The 20462-nt window shown below is 35.4% G+C and carries 19 protein-coding genes; 17 read left to right on the plus strand and 2 right to left on the minus strand.

The window, feature by feature from the left end:
* The first annotated feature begins 6 nt into the window (after nucleotides 1–6).
* The 4 genes from nagA (at nucleotide 7) to MT489_RS12165 (ending at nucleotide 4920) form a co-directional block, all read left to right on the plus strand.
* Nucleotides 7–1167, plus strand: a complete 1161-nt coding sequence (nagA, locus tag MT489_RS12150) for an N-acetylglucosamine-6-phosphate deacetylase (RefSeq protein WP_244681824.1) — start codon at nucleotides 7–9, stop codon at nucleotides 1165–1167.
* A gap of 44 nt (nucleotides 1168–1211) precedes the next feature.
* Nucleotides 1212–2474: a Gfo/Idh/MocA family protein gene (locus MT489_RS12155; RefSeq protein ID WP_244681825.1), complete on the plus strand. Its 1263-nt coding sequence runs from the start codon at nucleotides 1212–1214 to the stop codon at nucleotides 2472–2474.
* Nucleotides 2475–2583: 109 nt separating this feature from the next.
* Nucleotides 2584–3513: a 1-phosphofructokinase gene (gene pfkB, locus MT489_RS12160; protein ID WP_244681826.1), complete on the plus strand. Its 930-nt coding sequence runs from the start codon at nucleotides 2584–2586 to the stop codon at nucleotides 3511–3513.
* A 372-nt stretch (nucleotides 3514–3885) separates the two neighbouring features.
* A complete protein-coding gene (locus MT489_RS12165) occupies nucleotides 3886–4920 on the plus strand; it encodes a LacI family DNA-binding transcriptional regulator (RefSeq protein ID WP_244681827.1) in 1035 nt (344 codons plus the stop codon).
* 147 nt (nucleotides 4921–5067) lie between these two features.
* On the opposite strand, the gene MT489_RS12170 is transcribed toward MT489_RS12165, so the two are convergent.
* Nucleotides 5068–5421 (minus strand): hypothetical protein, encoded by a 354-nt coding sequence (locus tag MT489_RS12170; RefSeq protein ID WP_244681828.1) that lies wholly within the window; start codon nucleotides 5419–5421, stop codon nucleotides 5068–5070.
* Nucleotides 5422–5962: 541 nt separating this feature from the next.
* Here MT489_RS12170 and MT489_RS12175 point away from each other — a divergent pair.
* Nucleotides 5963–6793, plus strand: a complete 831-nt coding sequence (locus tag MT489_RS12175; RefSeq protein ID WP_244681829.1) for an amidohydrolase family protein — start codon at nucleotides 5963–5965, stop codon at nucleotides 6791–6793.
* A 224-nt stretch (nucleotides 6794–7017) separates the two neighbouring features.
* Here MT489_RS12175 and MT489_RS12180 read toward each other — a convergent pair whose 3' ends face one another.
* Nucleotides 7018–8040, minus strand: a complete 1023-nt coding sequence (locus MT489_RS12180) for a LacI family DNA-binding transcriptional regulator (RefSeq protein WP_244681830.1) — start codon at nucleotides 8038–8040, stop codon at nucleotides 7018–7020.
* A gap of 453 nt (nucleotides 8041–8493) precedes the next feature.
* On the opposite strand from MT489_RS12180, the gene MT489_RS12185 reads away from it, so the two are divergent.
* The 12 genes from MT489_RS12185 to fucU all read left to right on the plus strand — a co-directional run bounded on the left by MT489_RS12185 (nucleotide 8494) and on the right by fucU (nucleotide 20452).
* Complete coding sequence (locus MT489_RS12185) at nucleotides 8494–9771, plus strand: alpha-L-fucosidase (protein WP_280518595.1); 1278 nt, start codon at nucleotides 8494–8496, stop codon at nucleotides 9769–9771.
* A gap of 27 nt (nucleotides 9772–9798) precedes the next feature.
* Entirely contained in the window at nucleotides 9799–10671 is an 873-nt protein-coding gene (locus MT489_RS12190) for a sugar phosphate isomerase/epimerase family protein (RefSeq protein WP_244681831.1), read from the plus strand.
* Between the two features lie 192 nt (nucleotides 10672–10863).
* The gene (locus MT489_RS12195) at nucleotides 10864–11835 is read left to right on the plus strand and encodes an ABC transporter permease (protein WP_244681832.1); all 972 of its coding nucleotides are present in this window, start codon (nucleotides 10864–10866) and stop codon (nucleotides 11833–11835) included.
* A 24-nt stretch (nucleotides 11836–11859) separates the two neighbouring features.
* Nucleotides 11860–12759, plus strand: a complete 900-nt coding sequence (locus MT489_RS12200) for a carbohydrate ABC transporter permease (protein WP_244681833.1) — start codon at nucleotides 11860–11862, stop codon at nucleotides 12757–12759.
* A gap of 114 nt (nucleotides 12760–12873) precedes the next feature.
* Nucleotides 12874–14499 (plus strand): ABC transporter substrate-binding protein, encoded by a 1626-nt coding sequence (locus MT489_RS12205; protein WP_244681834.1) that lies wholly within the window; start codon nucleotides 12874–12876, stop codon nucleotides 14497–14499.
* 22 nt (nucleotides 14500–14521) lie between these two features.
* Entirely contained in the window at nucleotides 14522–15838 is a 1317-nt protein-coding gene (locus MT489_RS12210; RefSeq protein ID WP_244681835.1) for an alpha-L-fucosidase, read from the plus strand.
* A gap of 185 nt (nucleotides 15839–16023) precedes the next feature.
* Nucleotides 16024–16362: a UxaA family hydrolase gene (locus MT489_RS12215; protein ID WP_244681836.1), complete on the plus strand. Its 339-nt coding sequence runs from the start codon at nucleotides 16024–16026 to the stop codon at nucleotides 16360–16362.
* A complete protein-coding gene (locus MT489_RS12220; protein WP_244681837.1) occupies nucleotides 16349–17509 on the plus strand; it encodes a UxaA family hydrolase in 1161 nt (386 codons plus the stop codon). The genes MT489_RS12215 and MT489_RS12220 overlap by 14 nt, the downstream gene beginning before the upstream one ends.
* A gap of 27 nt (nucleotides 17510–17536) precedes the next feature.
* Entirely contained in the window at nucleotides 17537–18346 is an 810-nt protein-coding gene (locus MT489_RS12225) for an SDR family NAD(P)-dependent oxidoreductase (RefSeq protein ID WP_244681838.1), read from the plus strand.
* The gene (locus tag MT489_RS12230) at nucleotides 18343–19116 is read left to right on the plus strand and encodes an SDR family NAD(P)-dependent oxidoreductase (protein ID WP_244681839.1); all 774 of its coding nucleotides are present in this window, start codon (nucleotides 18343–18345) and stop codon (nucleotides 19114–19116) included. The genes MT489_RS12225 and MT489_RS12230 overlap by 4 nt, the downstream gene beginning before the upstream one ends.
* An 18-nt stretch (nucleotides 19117–19134) precedes the next feature.
* Entirely contained in the window at nucleotides 19135–20028 is an 894-nt protein-coding gene (locus MT489_RS12235; protein ID WP_244681840.1) for a fumarylacetoacetate hydrolase family protein, read from the plus strand.
* Between the two features lies 1 nt (nucleotide 20029).
* Nucleotides 20030–20452, plus strand: a complete 423-nt coding sequence (gene fucU, locus MT489_RS12240; protein WP_244681841.1) for an L-fucose mutarotase — start codon at nucleotides 20030–20032, stop codon at nucleotides 20450–20452.
* Nucleotides 20453–20462 lie beyond the last annotated feature (10 nt).

Consider the following 20462-nt stretch of genomic DNA (forward strand, 5'->3'; position numbering starts at 1 on the left):
GCACACATGGATAGCCAATTATTTAAAAACGCCAAAATCTACTTGCTTGATAAAATAATTGAAAATGGTTGGATGTTGGTAGATGAACATGGGAAAATTCTAGAGATTGGAGAAGGGGAACGGGCGTCTGTCAGTAATGAAGTTAGTGTTGATGTAAAGGGCATGTCAATCATTCCGGGGCTTATTGATGTTCATATACATGGCGGAAATGGTTATAGTTTCATGGATGGAAGCTATGAATCATTGGCTGAGATAAGTTCTTTCCATTCTAAACACGGTACTACTTCTTTTTTAGCTACAACTTCCACTGCATCAAAAGAAAAAATCATTAAAGCCTTGAATTCTGCTTCAGAATCATATGAAAAGGGAATGCCTGGTGCTGATTTAATAGGAGTACATTTGGAAGGACCTTTTATTAATGAAAAACGGAGTGGAGCCCAAGAAAAATCAGATATTCGTTTGTCTTCTAAAGAGGAAATTGAAGAATATCTTAAAGCTTCTAATCATCTAATAAAACTAGTCACCCTTGCTCCAGAAGTTGAAAATGGCTTTGAAGCTGTAAAGTATTTTAAAGACCAGGGAGTGACCGTATCCATTGGTCACTCCGACGCGAATTTTCAAGAGGTTTTAGAAGCGACTAAGCTTGGTGCGACCCATACAACCCATCATTTTAATGGTATGAGCCCCTTACATCATCGTGAACCAGGGGTTGCAGGAGCAGGAATGGCTTTAAAGGAACTTACAACAGAAATTATTGCGGATGGTATTCATGTACATCCAGAAATGGTAAAACTTCTGCTCGATGTAAAAGGAGTATGGAATACTTGTGCTATTACAGATGCTGTATTTTGTGCGGGTCTACCGGATGGCGAATATGAACGTGTAATTGTAACGAAGGGGCAAGTATACCTGAAAGATTGGTCGACTCTTGCAGGGAGTACACTAACAATGATCCAATCCCTTAAAAATGTTATTTCTTTTACGGGGTATTCCTTACTTGACGTCCTTCCTTCCTATACGATGGTACCGGCAAGACAAGCTAAAGTTGAGCACATAAAAGGATCTTTAGAAATTGGTAAGGATGCAGACTTTTTAATTGTAGACGATGATTTGACTCTATATTCTACTTTCGTAAATGGAATTGAAGTGTATCAGATGACTAAGTAAGAATAATAGAATTCTAGTAAGATAATGCGAAGGGATGGGGTTTCGTGATTCAAGCTGCTCTGATTGGTGCTGGTGCAAGGGGGATGCATGCATACGCAAGTTATGCTTTGAAACAACCGCATGAAATAAAGTTTATTGCAGTTGCTGAAGAAAATCGTGAGAGAAGAGAAAAGTTTGCGAGGGATCATGGTATCCCTATTGAAATGCAGTTTTCAAGCTGGGAACAACTATTAGATCAACCAAAATTATGTGAAGCCTTATTAATTTGCACCCAAGACCGAATGCACTATGAACCCACCATGAAAGCCATCAGAAAAGGATATAAAATTTTACTAGAAAAGCCAATGTCTCCAATACCGAAAGAGTCACTAGAAATGGCAGAGGAAGCTGAAAAATATGGAAGTCTCTTATCTGTTTGCCATGGTATGAGATATTCAACCTATTATAGAGCGTTAAAACGTTTGCTTGAGCAAGAAACGATTGGAAAAGTTACCACTATACAATGGAATGAAAACGTCGGTGTATTGCATCATTCTCATAGCTTTGTTCGTGGGAATTGGCGTAATTCCAAAGAATCCAGTCCGATGATTTTGCAAAAAAGCTGTCATGATATGGATATGATTCAATGGTTGGTAGGAGCAGAATGTGTAAAGGTTTCTTCTTTTGGAAGCTTAACTTATTTCAAAGAAGAGAATGCACCAGAAGGGTCTACAGCAAGATGCACAGACGGTTGTAAAGTGGAAAGAGATTGCCCATTCTCCGCTATTAAAATGTATTTAAATGAAAAAGATGAATGGCCAGCAAATGTTGTTACTCTTGAACCGAAATATGAAAAAAGATTAAATGCCTTACAAGAAGGACCATACGGAAGATGTGTATATCGTTGCGATAACGATGTAGTTGATCATCAAGTTGTTAATCTATTATTTGATAATGAAGTCACGGTAGCTTTTACTATGTCCGCATTCACTAATGAGATTAGTAGAACGTTCAAAATTATGGGAACGAAAGGCGAAATTCGAGGTAATCATCATATTAATGAAATCGAAATTAAACACTTTAACGGAAGGGTAGAAAAAATTTACCCAGAAAAAGTTGAAGGTGGTCATGATGGAGCTGATACGCTCATTATGGAAGACTTCATCAAACAAGTAAGGAGTAACGAAAACAAAAGTCATAGCTCCGGTATGGTTTCAGCCAAAAGTCATCTAATTGCATTTGCAGCAGAAGAATCTAGAGTTACTGGACAAACAATTGATATGGTGGAGTATGTTAATCAATTGAGAGGTAGTGAATCGGTGGTTTGATTTACTGCGAGTAGGAGCGGTTGCTTCCTGCTCGTTTATTTATTTTTAAAAGTAGTATAGTATTTATTAGTGCTAGACTAAAATTTCTCATAAAAAGTAGGTTGATATTATGATCGTTACAGTAACTTTAAATCCAGCAATTGATATTTCCTATCGTGTAAATAATTTTAAAATAAATAAAGGCCATCGTGTAGAAAATGGGATTAAGACAGCAGGTGGAAAAGGATTAAATGTATCTCGTGTACTTAAACAACTTGGCGAGAATCCACTTTGCCTTGGATTTCTAGGAGGACAGAATGGTGAATGGATTAAAAGACATATTGGAAATGAGGGTTTAGAGGAGTCTTTTACACAAATTAGAGAGGAAACTAGAACGTGTTTAGCGTTTCTTGATGAAGAAAATTCTACTCAAACAGAATTGATGGAAAAAGGACCTATGGTTGCTGAAGAAGATATTAATAACTTCAGTGAAAAATATAAGCATTTATTAGAGGAAGCGACTATGGTGATAGCTTCTGGAAGTCTACCTGCGGGATTATCAGTGGATTTTTATCGTGAAATCGCGGAAAAGGCAAAAGAGTCTAATGTACCGTTTATTTTGGACACGAGTGGGATTTCATTAGAATTAGCAATAGAAGGAAAGCCGTTCCTAATTAAACCTAATAAAGATGAGATATGCCAATTTGCCAAAAGGTCTGATCTATCCTTTCAGGAAATGATTGATGTTGCAAGAGAAATCTGTAATAAAGGGGTAGATTATGTACTAATCTCTTTAGGTGCTGATGGAGCAGTTTTTGTTGGTAGCGATACTACTTTGCGTGCCGAAATTCCTGTTATTTCTGTTGTTAATCCTGTTGGTTCCGGAGATAGTATGGTAGCTGGCATGGCTTTTGCTTTACATAATCATTATGATATAGAAGAGTGTTTGAAATGGGCGTGTGCCTGTGGAATATCCAATGCCTTGCAAGAAACGACCGGAAAAATTGATCCGGAATTAGTTGGTGACTTATTAACAAAAATAAAAGTCACTCCTTTATAAAAAAGACTATAGAGCGTAGAGAAAGTTATTTTTGACTTTCTCTACGCTCCATTTATTAGAAAATCTTTGAATAAATGATATCTTATACTGTACTGAAAACGCTTATCATACAAGGGGGCTGTCAAGCGAAGAGGGGAATAGAAGTTGCCTTCATGAGCAGACGAGCAAGGCAAGCAGTAGCCGAGCGTTTATGAACTGTCAGAAGTTACGTTGTTCTTAAAAATGACTTTTATCATAGGGAATTTGAAAGAATAAAACAATAAATCTGAATATATCAAAATTATCTGTTGACAGTAATAACCATAAAAGGTATATTCTAATCAATTAACGTCTATTGTAAACGCTATCACGAGTAAAAAGGAGATTTATTAGGTGGTTAAGCTAAAAGATATTGCAGAATATGTCGGGGTTTCAATCTCAACTGTTTCAAGAGTTATAAAGGATGATCGTAGTAGAAGTATAAATCCAGAAACAAAGAGAAAAGTTTGGGATGCTGTAAAAGAATTAGGATATATACCGAATATAAATGCTAGAAATTTGGCTTCTAGTCAGAATAAACATAAAGAGAAACGAACCATGACAATTGGTTGGGTAGCAAATCCTAAATTAGCAGAAATGAATCCATATTTTTCAAATATATTTACTGGTATTGATGACACACTTAGTAAACTAAATTATACCTTGGTTAATGTATATGAAGATGAGTTAAAAGACCAAGCAAGATTGCACAAAATGGTTCATGAATCTGAAATAGAAGGTCTTATATTAGTAGATAAGATTGATGAGGAAATTATTAATTTTATTAATACATATTTACCTATAGTAGGGTTAGATTTTTTCTATTCAGAAGAATCCATTACTATCATTGATTACGATAGAATTAGAGCAGCAAAAAAAGCTGTTGAACACCTCGTAGAGAAAGGTCATAGAAAAATTGGTTTCATTGGTGGTGGAACAGGTGAGAAAAATGAAAGTCTATCTTCAGAAAAAAGGTATCAAGGATATAGATTAGGAATTGAAGAAGCTGGAATTAATTTACAAGAAAAATGGATCATAAATACAAAGTGGTCATTAGATAATAGCTATGAAGGTATGAAAAAGTTACTTGAGGCAGAACAGGATCTTCCTACTGCCATGTTCTGTGCAAGTGATTTAATGGCAATTGCTGCAATGCGTGCGGTTCATGAACATAATATGAAAATTCCAGACGATATTGCATTTGTAGGAATAGATAATATAGAAATGTCGAAATACTCCAATCCACCTTTAACAACTATCAATATTCCTAAATACGAAATTGGGGAATTGGCAGCAAAAACAATAATAGATAAAGTTGAAGGTAAGTTAAATCTTCCAGTAAAAATATTATTACCATTCGAACTTATCATCAGAGAATCTTCTGGATAAGTTTCTTTAACCATCAGGAAAACGCTTGGATAATTTTCACGAAAAAAGTTTATGGAAATTATGATATTTTTCCTAGGGATTTCTTACTAGTCGGGAAAGCGTTTGGAATATTTTACTGAGAATGTCATTTAAGGAGGTGATAGTTAGTCAAAAAAACACTTTAAGAAAAAAATTATCTAAAGGATCGAGATCAGTCAATATAGCACTTAACTGATCATTTTCTTCCAAAGTATAGTTAAATCTTGGCCAAATATCCTGCTGATCAATGGCGTACGTTAAAGCTTTTTCAGCTTTAGCTCTAGTTGTTGGTTTTGATTCAGCACCTTGGAAAAATTGTTCCCTAACAAATCCTGGATAGTTACCGCCTGGCCACATCAAATATAGACTGACTGCTTGGTCAAGGTTAATGCCATCAGAATGATTAGTAATATGTTCAGTGTATACTAGTTTACCATTTTCATCTTCTTCGTATGTTAATCCTTCAAAGCCCATAAAGAACATCTTGGAGCCTTCATCGTTTTATCTCAATTTCTCACTTGTACGTGTCTCAGCCGATGATTTAATAAAAACGGTCCTTTTAATAGTTATATTTATTGTTAGTATTTTATTTTATATTTTATTGATTAATATTTTTCCAATTTACGTGCACTATGATCTGAAGCTTTTAAAAAATTTCTCTCTTTCTTTAATTCTTGGAGTCGCTTTTCCAATTAATACATTGATTTCTGGTCTTGGTTTATATTGTTTTTATAGGTTGTTTTTATGGATACCAGGCTTAATTCCATTTTTTTGTGCAAGCCTACCTGCATATTTTTTAATTTGGTTAGCTTTGAATTTATTTAATAAGATTGAAGCGAATAATAAATTTAGCAATGTCGCGGTTTTTGATTAAAGGGGAAATAAAAAAATATTGAAATGGAATAGATATTATTTGAGTGAGAAGAATATAGATTTTATACTGTAATGTTGATTGACAGTTCATCTCAACTTCGTTAATGTTATCCATAACAATTAACTGAATTTTTAATAAAGGATGGATATAATGAAAATCGATGCACATCAACATTATTGGAAGCTTGAAAATCAGCATACAGATTGGCCCACTTCTGATTTAGCTGCGATTTATCGCAATTTCCTTCCCGAGAATCTTGAGGCACATTTAAAGCGGCATCACATTGATAAAACGATTGTTGTCCAAGCATCCCCTGATTTAAAGGAGAATGAATTTTTACTAGAATTGGCAGAGCATAATGATTCTATTGGAGGGGTAGTTGGTTGGATTGACTTGTCATCTGAACAATTTCCTGAGCATTTTTCTAAATTGCAAAGTCATCCGAAGTTTGTAGGTATTCGGCCAATGCTTCAAAGCATGGAGGATGATCGCTGGATTGTAAGACCTGACGTAAAGAAGAATATTCATCTATTAATTGCGAATGATTTTCCAATTGATATATTAATCTATCCTAAGCATCTTCCTGTTATTGTCGAACTATTAGAAGAGTTTCCCACATTAAGAGCTGTCATTGATCATTGTGCGAAACCTAATATAAAAGAACAGCAATGGGATAAATGGGCGGAGGAAATTGAGAAAATAGCGAAATATAAAACCGTTATGTGTAAAATTTCTGGTCTTGTGACAGAAGCGGATCATCAATCATGGGAAATGGATGATTTTAAACCTTACTTACGTCATGTTTATAAATGTTTTGGCATTAATCGGATCATGTTTGGGAGTGATTGGCCAGTATGTCTTCTAGCTGCTTCTTATGATGAAGCTATCGAAGTGGTGAATGAAAATCTAGCTAAGGAGTTGTCGCCAAAAGACAAAGAGTTGTTATTTGGTGAAAACGCGAAGAAATTTTATAAATTGTAAGAAAAGCGCTAGGCGCCCGTTCAGGGAAGTAAAAATTTTTTAAGCTTCAGACGAGATATAGGAAACACTGCGAGGTTGGAAAAGCGCAAGGCGCCTGGAGCTAGACAAGACGAGCAGATGTTGACTTATCGTAGGAAGAAGCTGAAAGTTTGCTAGTCGATGGGCTCCTGAAGCTAGGCAATAAATCAACGAGGCTATCTCAAATTTATGAGTAGCCTCGTTTTTTAATCTAGCAAATGGATAGACGATTTTCTAACATGAATTTCTGCGGGGAGTACAATTTTTCTAGGCATTTTTGGAGCCGTATTTTCAATTCGTTCAATGAGCATTTGCATCCCCAAATATCCGAAATTATACGAAGGTTGTTCTGCTGCTGTAATAAAAGGCTCACTTCCCGTATAATTTGGCACTCCGTCATAACAAACAACTGCCACATCCTCGGGAACTCTTTTACTATGTTCCTTTAAAAATTTAACAGCATCGATTCCAATAAAATTGCTTGTTGCAAATATAGCGGTTGGGCGCTCAACTTCCGGTAATTCCATCATCTTTTTAACCGCTTCTGAGACATCATTGTCTTGTAGAAAATTACTTTGATGAATTAAGTTTTCGTTAACTTCTAGCCCATGTAATTTCAGTGTATCGGAATATGCTTGTTGGCGTTCTCGAGCAGTTGCCACATCTAAAGGAGCATTGATAATCGCAATCTTTTTATGACCCTGATTTATTAGGTGCTCGATCAGTCTACGGGTAGTTGTTTCGTTGTCACTCAACACTTGGTCACATTCCAAATCCTTAATATGTCGGTCTATTAATACAAAAGGAATATTAAATTTTGTTAGTTTTCGGATATTCTTTTTTGAAGAATCATTTGCAGGAGCAATTAATACTCCATCGGTTCCAGTAGAAATGAGCATATCAATATACTTTGATTCTTTTTCCACATTCTCATCACTGTTACAGAGCATTAATTGATAACCCATCTGCATTGCCTTATCTTCTGCACCACGAGCAACACTTGTAAAAAATGGATTAGATATATCAGTGATCATTAAAGATAGTATTTTTGTTTTTTTAGAAATAAGACTTCTAGCTGAACTATTAGGAATATAACCTAGTTCATTTATAATAGCTTCCACTTTTTCCTTCGTTTTTTGGCTAATGGACCCAGAATTATTTATGACTCTTGATACGGTCATTGCTGAGACATTAGCTTTTTTTGCTATATCGTAAATTGTTACCAACATATCATCCCTTTCTAATTATAGGAATTATATTATCCAATGTTACTAAAGTAAATGTTAATAACATTTACCTAAAAAATTTAATTTAAACTATGATGGCGCATAAATAATTTTCTGATGAATTCTTCAAATTGGCAACTATTTTACATACTAATATTCTCAAATAATTGAAATCATTGCTATATGGGTGGTATTTATTACCCATTAGAATTGTATATCAAATAATTATATTACACTACTTTTCTTTTAGATATTAAAGTATAAACAATTGAAACTGCACTTCGGGTATTCTTTATCATTTTTATTCAACCAAATTATTTAAAAAACTGGAAAAATTTATTGACTTTAATAATTCGAAATGTTACCTTCAAATTACCGATAACATTTAATAACATTTCGATGAAGTGCAAACGCTTTCTATTAGCTTATAAAATATTTAAAGGGGTGCAAAATTAATTGAACAGAATTGAGCGCACTAAGTGGTTTTTAGATGACAGGTTTGGAATGTTTATCCATTGGGGATTATATGCTATTCCTGCTAGAGGCGAGTGGGTTAGAAGCCGTGAAAAGATGAGTGTTGAAGATTACGAAGAGTTTTTTGAAGAATTTAACCCAACAAACTATAACCCTAAAGAATGGGCACGTGCCGCAAAGGCAGCTGGACAAAAGTATGCAGTACTTACTACAAAACATCATGACGGATTCTGTTTATTCGATAGTAAACTAACAGATTATAAGGCTACTAATACTCCTGCCAAAAGAGATTTAATTAAGGAGTATGTAGAAGCATTCCGTGAAGAAGGATTAAAAGTAGGTTTTTATTATTCGATTATTGATTGGTATCACGAACATTATCCTGCATTTGGCGATCGTAATCATCCGATGAGGGATAATGAAGACTTTAAAGATAAAAATATTGATTTCGATCAATATCTTGAATATATGCATGGACAAGTAAGAGAGCTTCTTACAAATTACGGAAAAATTGATATTATGTGGTTTGACTTTTCCTACGATGATATGACTGGTGAAAAATGGAGAGCGACAGAATTAATTAACATGATACGTGAAATTCAACCAGACATTATTATTGATAATAGGCTTGGGGGTAACATTAAATCTAGTAATCCAGAAATATATGCTGGAGATTTTTATTCACCAGAACAAATAGTTCCTCCCGGAGGTATTGTTGATGAAAATGGTGAGCAAATTCCTTGGGAAGCATGTATTACTTTGAATGACAATTGGGGTTACCATTCTAAAGATAAAAACTATAAATCACCTAAACAAGTAATTAGAACTTTAGTAGAGTGTGTTAGTAAAAATGGAAATCTGCTTTTGAATGTAGGTCCTGATGCGAAGGGCTTAATACCTGATGAATCCATAGAGATATTAGAAGTAGTCGGTAAATGGATGAGACGAAATGGTGAGAGTATTTATGGTTGCACAGCTTCAAGTTTGCCTAAACCTGAATGGGGACGATACACACAAAATGGTAATAAGCTATATGCTCACGTTTATGATCGTGGTATTGGACCGATTTATTTTGCTGGTCTGAAAGGAAAAATTAAGAAGGCTAGATTGTTAGCGGATGGATCGGAGTTACATGTTCAAACTCCTTGGATGGCTGAGCAATACTCAGATATAGAAAGTGGTGCTTTCATAAACTTAGCGGGAGCGCAACTGCCTGATGAAATGGACACAGTGATAGAATTGGAACTTTTTGATAACTAAAATTTTTATTAAGTTAGGATGGTTTAAGTGAAAATTGGTTTAAGTACATACAGTTTATTGAATGCACTAAAAACAGGAGAAATGGATATTCTTGATGTTGTTCAATGGATTGCTGACAACGGTGGAGAACACATGGAGATTGTTCCTTATGGATTTACACTTGTTGACAATCTGGAACTTGCTGATGCTGTAAGGGATAAGGCAGCATCTGTAGGCATTGAGTTATCTAACTATTCGTTGCCGGCTAATTTTGTTCAAGAAACTGAAGAAGAATTTAAGGAAGAAGTTGAGAGGTTAAAAACTCATGTTGATTTAATCCATCGAATGGGCATTAAACACATGCGTCATGATGTAACTGCATTTACACTGCCTCCTGAAAAAATAACGATTGAATGGTTTGAAAAAAGTTTGCCGCTAATCGTTGAGGGAAGTCGACAAATAGCCGATTATGCTGCGGAGTTCGGCATTACAACAACGATTGAAAACCATGGTCAATGTGTACAAGCTAGTGATCGTGTGCAACGGGTATTACTAGCTGTGGACAGACCAAATTTTAAAACTACATTAGATGTCGGAAATTTTTTATGTGTAGATGAAGATCCTATTGTAGGAGTTAAGAAAAATCTGCCTTTCGCATCTCTAGTTCATTTTAAAGATTTTTATATCCGTCCATATTACGAAAATCCTGGTGATGGCTATTGGTTCAAATCAGCGAATGGTAATTTCTTAAGAGGTTCAATTGTAGGACAAGGTGATATTAAGATTCGAGAAATTGTTAAGCTTATCAAAGAATCTGGATATGATGGCTATATTACAGTTGAGTTCGAAGGAATGGAAGATTGTAAAGTTGGATCGAAAATAGGAATGGACAACTTAAAAAGATTTTGGAATGAAGTTTAAATTCATAAATAATCGGAATAAAAGTTTAACCGAAGAATATCGGACGAGTAAATCATATATCCGTCCGATATTCGAATAATAACTTACTTCGTAGAAATTAAATTATATTAAAAAGTATTTTTATTAACTATTAAAATACAAAAATGAAAACGCTTTAAATTTAGTGTTAGTAATTTAAGAGGAGGGAAGATATTGGAAATTACAAAGATATCTAGCGAAAAGACAGAAAGTTCTGTAATTGTTAGAAAAAACAAGAAAAAGTCTGTTTTAAAACAAATTAAAAATAGTTGGCAGCTATATGTACTATTTTTCCTTCCATTTGTTTATATCATTATTTTTCATTACATTCCTATGTATGGTGTCACAATTGCTTTTAAGAGCTTTAACCCTGTACAAGGTATTTTAGGGAGTCCATGGATTGGATTTGACCATTTCATTAGATTCTTTAATTCTTATGAGTTTTGGAGAGTAATAAAAAATACACTAATCTTAAGTTTTTACCAATTAATTGCTGGATTTCCATTTCCAATCATTCTAGCCTTAAGTCTTAATTATGTTAATAAAAAACGTTTTAAAAAGACAGTACAGATGGTGTCGTATGCACCACATTTTATTTCAGTGGTAGTTATGGTAGGAATTATCTTTGTATTCCTTGAACCTAGAGGTCCAATTAATGGCCTCCTCACCTTACTAGGATTTGAATCGGTGCATTTTATGGGGAACCCTGATTATTTCAAATCAATTTATGTCTGGTCAGGAATTTGGCAAAGTGTAGGATTTAGCTGCATTATTTATCTTGCTGCATTATCTAGCATTAGTCCAGCATTGCATGAAGCAGCAGTTATAGATGGGGCTTCTAAACTCCAAAGAATTTGGCATATTGATATTCCTGGAATTCTACCAATTACCATTATTTTACTTATTCTTGATATGGGGAATATTTTAAATGTTGGTTTTGAGAAAGCCTTGTTATTGCAAAATCCCTTGAACTTAAAAAGCTCTGAAATTATAGATACCTATGTATATAAGGTGGGTCTTGTCTCCGCAGTTCCAAACTATTCATACGCTGCAGCAATAGGATTATTCAAATCAATCATTGGATTAATATTAATCTACTCTGTTAATAAATTTGCTAAAAAAGTTGGCCAAGAAAGTTTATGGTAAAGAAACTTAAAATGCGGGGCGATAATGTTGACAACCAATACAATTAAAGACACTGGGAGAGATAGAGTATTTACAATATTGAACTATGTAATGCTTAGCTTCCTACTCTTAATATTTGTCTATCCATTAATATATATTGTCAGTTCTTCATTTAGTTCTACAGATGCCGTTCTTGCCGGAGAAGTTTGGTTATGGCCTGTTGACTTTAGCTTGGAAGGGTACAAAGCGGTTTTTAAATATAAGCAAATTTGGACAGGGTACGGCAATTCACTTTTTTATATGGTAGTTGGTACATCAATTAATGTTACGCTCACTATTTTAGCAGCCTATCCTTTATCAAGAAAAGAATTTTATGGCAGAAACTTTTTTATGTTTCTCTTCTTATTCACAATGTTATTTAGTGGGGGATTGATCCCGAATTACTTACTTGTAAAAGAGCTCGGGATGCTGGATACGAGATGGGCAATGATGATACCTAATGCAATGTCTGTATTTAATGTCATTATTACAAGAACCTATTTTAAAATGACCATTCCCGATGAATTAGTCGAAGCAGCTAAAATAGATGGTTGCAGTGATTTTCGTTTTTTAAGAAGCGTTGTTGTACCACTTTCTGGACCCATAATTGCAGTTATGTCTTTGTTTTATGCGGTAGGTCACTGGAATGCTTTTTTTAACGCTTTAATCTATTTACGTGATCCTGACCTATTTCCATTACAGCTAATATTAAACAATATTCTCGTGCAAAACGAAATTGATCCAGAAGTTTTTATAGATATTGAAAAGCAAGCATCCATGTCCGGTTTAAGAGAGTTGTTAAAATACTCCTTGATTGTAGTTGCTTCTTTACCTGTGCTTGTAATTTATCCATTTGTGCAAAAGCATTTTGTAAAAGGTGTAATGATTGGGTCGGTAAAGGAGTAAATAAATTATTTACACCCTATATTTCTAGTTTTTAAGGGGGGATGCGTATCGAAGTATAGAAGTATGGAATTTTTAAAACGAAGACGAGTTAATAAAAAACAAGGGGGTAATTTTGTGAGAAAACTACCATTTATTTTCGTATCAGTAATGATAATATTCTCCCTAGTATTAACAGCGTGCAAAAGTGATAAAACAGGAAATTCTAAAAATGAAAATGAGAAGGTTGAACTTACTGAACCAGGAACATTTCCTATAACAAAGGAAAAGGTTACGTTAAGAGTATTGGTTCCTTCAAATCAAACTGTAGAAGACTTTAAAACGAATACATTTACAAAGTGGTATGAAGAAAAAACAAATGTTCACATAGAATGGGAAGTAATGCCCAGCCAAAATACAGAGGAAAAATTGAATTTAATTTTATCCAGTGGCGACTTGCCGGATGTCATAATGAGTAGTCCTGTCACATTATCGCAACTTATGATTTATGGAAGTCAAGGTATGTTTATAAAGCTCAATGATCTAATTGATGATCAAGGAACAGACGTAAAGAAATTTTTAGACGAAAGACCAGAAATCAAGAACGCGATAACTGCTCCTGATGGCAACATCTATTCTTTGCCTGCAGTAAATGAGTGTTATCATTGTACAATGGCTCAAAAGCTTTGGGTTTACAAGCCATGGTTAGATGATTTGGGACTAGACATGCCGGAAACTACAGAGGATTTGTATGAAGTGCTAAAAGCTTTTAAAGAAAAGGATCCTAATGGCAACGGTAAAAACGACGAAATACCAATTTCAGGTTCTAAAGATTTATGGCCTTACCCTGGTTATTTAATGAATGCTTTTATATACAGTGACAAATATTTAGAGAATGGAAAAATACAAGTTCCATTCGACAAACCTCAGTGGAAAGAAGGATTAAAGTACGTAAAAAGATTGTATCAAGACGGATTAATGGCAAAAGAGGCCTTGACACAAGATATTGACCAGCTAAAAAGAACTGGAAATTCAAAGGATAGAATTTTAGGAATGGCGATGGGATATTGGCAAGGTGATTTTATGCAAGCCGGTGGAAACAGCGGTGAATGGATGGATTATGTTGCAGTTCCACCTATAGCGGGACCTGATGGATACAGAGTTGCAAGATATCAACCACCTGTACCTTCAAGAGCTTCATTTATTATTACCAATCAAGCTAAACATCCGGAAGTAGCACTTAGATGGGCAGAAGGGTTTTACCAAGAGGAAGTGACATTGAGGGCAGAAGCGGGAGAACCTGATAAGGATTGGAGATGGGCAAAAGAAGGAGAAATTGGTATTAATGGTGAGCCAGCAACGTGGGCAAGATTATCAGCATATGGGGAAGTTCAAAATACCCATTGGGCACAAACAGGTCCACTTATACGTACTGACCTATTCAGATTAAGCGAAGTCGAATCTAAGGATCAGCCACTAGAACCAATTCTGTATAAAGAAACAAAAGAGAAATATGAACCGTATAAACCGGAAGAAGATAAAGTATTACCACCGCTTTATTTTACTCAAGAGCAATCTGCAGAACTAGCAGAATTAGAATCAACCATTAATAATTTCGTAGATGAGTCTAATGCACAATTTATTACTGGAACTGAAGACATTGATAAAGGTTGGGACAAGTACTTAAAAACTTTAGAAAGCATGAACCTAAAACGATACATTGAGATATATCAAGAAGCATATGATGCAAAATATAAAAAATAATATGTATAGGAGGAATTAGCAAATGACATCGGTAAGTGAAATTTCTAAAACTTCTAACTGGCCAACAAATTATGGGGACCCAACTTGGCTTCTACATGATCGATTTGGATTATTTATCCATTGGGGATTGTATTCAAATGCTGCACGTCATGAATGGGTAATGAATCGAGAAAAAATTCATCCAGATACATACAGAAAATATTTTAAATATTTTGATCCTGATTTATATGATCCAAAAATATGGGCTCGTGCTGCAAAAGAAGCGGGAATGAAGTATTTTGTTATTACAACTAAACACCATGAAGGTTTTGCGCTTTGGGATAGTGCTTTAACGGATTATAAAGTAACAAATACACCAGCCAAACGAGATGTTTTGTTAGAAATGGTGAATGCTTTTAGAGAAGAAGGGCTTAAGGTAGGGTTTTATCATTCGGTGATTGATTGGCATCATCCTGAGTTTCCTATTGATGGTTTGCACCCTCAAAGAGATGACGAGGTATTTAAAGCAAATGCTCAAAATAGAAAAATAGAAAATTATGCTGAATATTTACATGGCCAAGTTCGGGAGTTATTAACTAATTACGGAAAAATCGATTATTTATGGTTTGATTTCTCTTACCCTACTTTTGATTGGGGTTGGTCAACTGGGAAAGGAAAAATAGATTGGCAATCTGAAAAATTGGAGAAGATGGTACTCGAACTCCAGCCCGATATCCTACTAAATGATCGTTTGGATTTGGGGCGTGGAGTTATAACACCAGAGCAATATCAACCAAGAGAAGTTTTAGAAAAAGATGGGAATCCTGTTATATGGGAAGCTTGTCAAACCCTTAACGGCAGTTGGGGTTACGATAGGGATAATCTTGATTGGAAATCTGATGAAATGCTAATAAAAATGCTGGTAGATACTGTCTCAAAAGGTGGAAACCTTCTGCTCAATGTTGGACCAAATGCTCGGGGTGAGATTGACGAAAAGTCACTTAATAGTTTAAGAGCCATTGGCCAATGGATGAGACTAAATTCGCGCTCAATATACGGTGCAACAAATAGTGATCTATTAGCACCTGTAGATTGCAGATATACTCAAAAGGGAAATCGCCTATATCTTCATATCTTTTCATGGCCATTTAGACATATTCATCTTGATGGTTTGTCGGGGAAAATAGACTATGCCCAGTTATTACATGATGCATCAGAAGTTCAATATAAGGAACACGATCCTAATGAGTCGCTTACTTCTATATCCACTCGTATAAAACCAGGGTCTGTAACATTAGAACTTCCTATTCAAAAACCTGATATTCCAATTCCTGTTGTTGAGATTTTTCTAAAAGATTAACAATATAGCATTAATATAGAAGGTCTAATCCTTTTATATTAATGCTAATTTTATATACTAATAATTATTAGTGTTCAACATAATATAAATAAAAATACTTGTTGCCTGTTTATTCTTTAACTGTTATTATTTTGTTATCGATAACAAAAAAAGAATGGTTAGTTTAATAGAAAGGAGACTTTATAATGTCCCAACAAACGTACCAAGAAGGAATAACTTCCATCGTTATGGATGCTAAAGATAATGTTGCAACCGTTCTCAAAGATTTTAAAGAGGGAGAACTTTTGACGTATACGAAAGAAGGAACCACTTACGAGATTACGTTGAAACAAGATATTAAATTTGGTCATAAAGCTGCAATTACCAATATTCAACCTCATAGAGAAGTGATTAAATACGGAGAAGTGATTGGAGCTGCTACTTGTGAGATTCAAATTGGGGAGCATGTCCATGTACATAATATCGAAGGAATAAGAGGACGAGGAGATAAAAAAGAAGGAGGGAAAGAACATGCAAACGTTTAAAGGATACAGAAGAGAAAATGGAAAGTTCGGTATAAGAAATCATCTTTTAATTCTTCCAACTGTCGTTTGTGCGAATCAAGTTTGCTCAAGAATCCAGCAACAAATCCCTAATTCAGTTGCTATCCCTCATCAACATGGATGCAGCCAAGTAGGTTCTGATAAAGAAAGAACGCATAAAGTATTAGTAGGCATGGGGAAAAATCCGAATGTTGGAGCGGTATTGATAGTTAGTCTCGGCTGTGAAGTCATCAACGCGGAAGAAGTGAAGGCCGATATAGAGACTACCGGGAAACCAGTCATATGGATTGATATTCAAACTGAAGGCGGTTCCATAAAAACAATTCAAAAAGGGATTGAGGAAGCTCGTAAGCTTATGAAGTTGATTGAGGATATTCCTGTTGAAGATGTACCTGCTTCAGAACTTATTGTTGGAGTAAAATGTGGCGGTTCTGATTTTACTTCTGGTTTATGCAGCAACCCTGCTCTTGGAAAAGCTGCTGATCTGATTTTAAATAGCGGTGGAACCATTGTTATGGGTGAGACTACAGAGATTATTGGTGCTGAACATTTAGTTGCTGCCAAAGCAGTGAATGAGCAAGTAAAAGAAAAACTATACGACTGCATTAAACAATTTGAAGATGAAATCGAGCGTATGGGGGTCGATATGCGCGGTGGAAATCCAAGCCCTGGGAATATTGAAGGCGGTTTATCTTCTATTGAAGAAAAGTCTCTTGGATGTATTAGTAAAGCGGGGACTGCTCCATTAGAAGGAGTGGTTGATTTTGCAGAAGAAATTCCGGGCAAAGGTTATTATTTCATGGATTCACCAGGAAATGATATTGAATGTGTAACAGGGATGGCTGCTGCTGGAGTTCACGTCGTGTGTTTTACAACTGGAAGAGGAACACCTACAGGAAATCCTATTATTCCTGTCATTAAAATTACGGGAAATGAACTTACAGCAAAACGAATGGCAGATAATATCGATGTGGATACGAGCGGTGTTTTACTAGGTAAAGAAACGTTAGATGAGTCCGGAGAAAAGATCCATCAATTTATTTTGGATGTAGCAAATGGAGAGCAGACAAAAGCTGAGATTTTAGGTCATACTGAATTCAGCATTAGTAGAATTGGAATTAGTTTATAAATACGAAATTAGAAGAGGAGGAAAAATATGAAAAGACTAGTAAATCGTGTGGCGCTCGTAACTGGCGGTAGCCAGGGGATAGGAGCTGCTATTGTAGAAAGATTAGCAGAAGAAGGAGCTAACGTTGCGATTAATTATTATTCTTCCGCTGACATAGAAAAAGCGCAAGCCTTGATAGCAAAGTTACAAGAAAAATATAATGGAAAATACATGATTGTTAAAGCTGATGTAGGAATTAAGGTCGAAGTGGATGAAATGATTAGCCAAGTAGAGAACACACTTGGAAGTGTGGAAATTCTAGTGAATAATGCTGGAATCGCTCCATTCGAGTCATTTTTAACCCTTTCTGAAGAAATATGGGACGCGACTTATCAAACGAATGTAAAATCTATCTTTCTTACTTCTCAACGTACAGCAAAAAATATGATTAAAAACCGCTATGGAAAAATCATTAATATCGCATCAACTGCTAGTCTTTTAGTTACAAGTCCTGTTGTTCCTCACTATATTTCATCAAAAGCAGCAGCTAACCAATTGACGAAAGCATTAGCGATTGAACTCGGGAAATACAATATTAACGTAAATGCGGTTGGTCCAAGTACGATTGATACAGAAATGTGCCGTGATTATTTAAAAGATCCAGAGATTCGTAGCAATGAAATCCAAGCAAATCCAATGAAGCGTTTAGGAACGGAGAAGCAAATTGGGGATGCGGTTGTCTTTTTAGCTTCAGATGAAGCCATGCAAATTAATGGCCACTTACTGATGGTGGATGGGGGACTTACTGTAAAAGCTGCCCAACCGGAAGACCATATAGAGAGGGAGTTAACGCTATGAGATTAGAAGGAAAAGTAGCGATTATAACTGGATCTGGAAGTGGAATTGGCAGAGCTACGGCACTCCGCTTTGCTGAGGAAGGTGCTCACATCATAGTCAATGATATCGTAAGCGAAAATGGAGAAGAGACAGTTAAGCTTATTAAGGATAATGGGGGAAGTGCAACGTTTTTTCATGCGGACGTAACGAACCCTGAATCGGTTAAAGCATTGACCGAATATGTACTAAGTGAATATAAGCAAGTTGATATTTTATTTAATAATGTAGGAATCAGTAATGTTGGTAGATTAGATGAAGTTGAGCCTGAAGTATGGGATAAAGTGATGAGTGTTAATGTAAAAGGCGTCTATTTACCATCCAAATATATTGTTCCACATATGATGGAAAGAAAAAATGGATGTATTATTAATATGTCCTCTTGTGCCGCGGAAATGGGATTAGCGAAACGTGCATTATATTCCGCCACGAAAGGCGCAATCTTAGCACTTACAAAAGCGATGCAAGTAGATTATGCACCATACAATATACGTGTTAACGCATTGCTTCCGGGTACAATTTATACCCCTTTTGTTGAAAATTATTTAAAAACAGCATATAGCGATCCTCAAGAAGCGATTAATGGAATAAAAGCTAGACAATTAAGTGGAGAGCTTGGTAAGCCGGAAGATGTCGCCAACGCTGCACTATTTTTAGCATCTGATGAATCCAAGTTCATGATGGGTTCACCGCTATATATTGATGGCGGCGTTACGTTTGGGAAAAATGCATAGAATAGGAGAAGGACAAATATGAAACTATTAACTTTTGAAGAACAAGGCGTACATAAACTAGGAGTTAAAACAGAGAAAGGAATTATTGATATTTCCGCTTCAGCAAAATCCGGAGCCAATTTTGACATAGAAACAGATATTATGGATGTCATTTCAGGTAATCGTGAAGCTGTGTCAAAATTACAAGATTTTATCGATCATGTTAATGCTGAAAACAAAGTAGTATTCATTAACGAAGATGATATTACGTGGGGACCATGTGTAACGAAGCCACATAAAATCATTTGTGTAGGATTAAATTATCGTAAGCACGCTGATGAAACAAATGCTCCATATCCTGAAGTACCAATTCTATTTAATAAGTTTGATAATACATTAACTGGTCATAATAGTGAGATTCCGATACCAAAAGTAACTGAAAAGCTAGATTATGAAGTAGAACTTGGCATTGTTATTGGTAAAAAAGCGAAATATGTTTCAAAAGAAGATGCTCTTGATTATGTTTTTGGTTATTGCCCAGTGAATGATTTATCTGCTCGAGATTTACAATTAAGAACGCCACAATGGCTGCTAGGAAAAACGTGTGACAAGTTTAGTCCAGTAGGACCTTTTCTTGTTACTGCTGATGAAGTAGGAAATCCAAATGATTTAACTCTAAAAACATACGTTAATGGAGAGTTAAGACAAGATTCAAATACAAACGATATGATTTTCAATTGTGCTGAAATCGTTAGCTATATTTCTCAATATATGACTTTGGAGCCAGGAGACATTATATTAACTGGAACCCCAGAAGGTGTAGTCCTTGGACTTCCAGAAGAACAACAAGTTTATTTACAGCCAGGCGATATCGTCACAGTGGAAATAGAAAAATTAGGCACATTGACAAATTACTTTATAGAGGAAAAATAATATGTTAAAAGGAATACCACCGATTATTTCACCAGAGTTAATGAAAGTACTAATGGAAATGGGACATGGGGACGAAATTGTTTTGGCAGATGGAAATTTCCCCGCTGCCAGTCATGCCCAGCATTTAGTTCGTTGTGATGGACACGGGATACCAGAATTATTGTCCGCCATTCTTAAATTTTTTCCAATTGATACATATGTTGAACACCCGATTGGAGTGATGGCTGTCGTTCCAGGTGATCCTGTACAACCGACCATTTGGGAAGAGTATGAAGCCATTATCCAAAATAATGGCGAGACAGCTCCAATTGAATATATTGAACGATTTGAGTTTTATGAACGTGCGAAGAAAGCATATGCGGTAGTCGCGACAAGTGAAAAGGCACTCTACGCCAATATCATCTTGAAAAAAGGCGTTATTTAAATTTCTGAGG

It is taken from the genome of Lederbergia wuyishanensis (assembly GCF_022900255.1).
GTDB lineage: Bacteria > Bacillota > Bacilli > Bacillales > Bacillaceae_C > Lederbergia > Lederbergia wuyishanensis.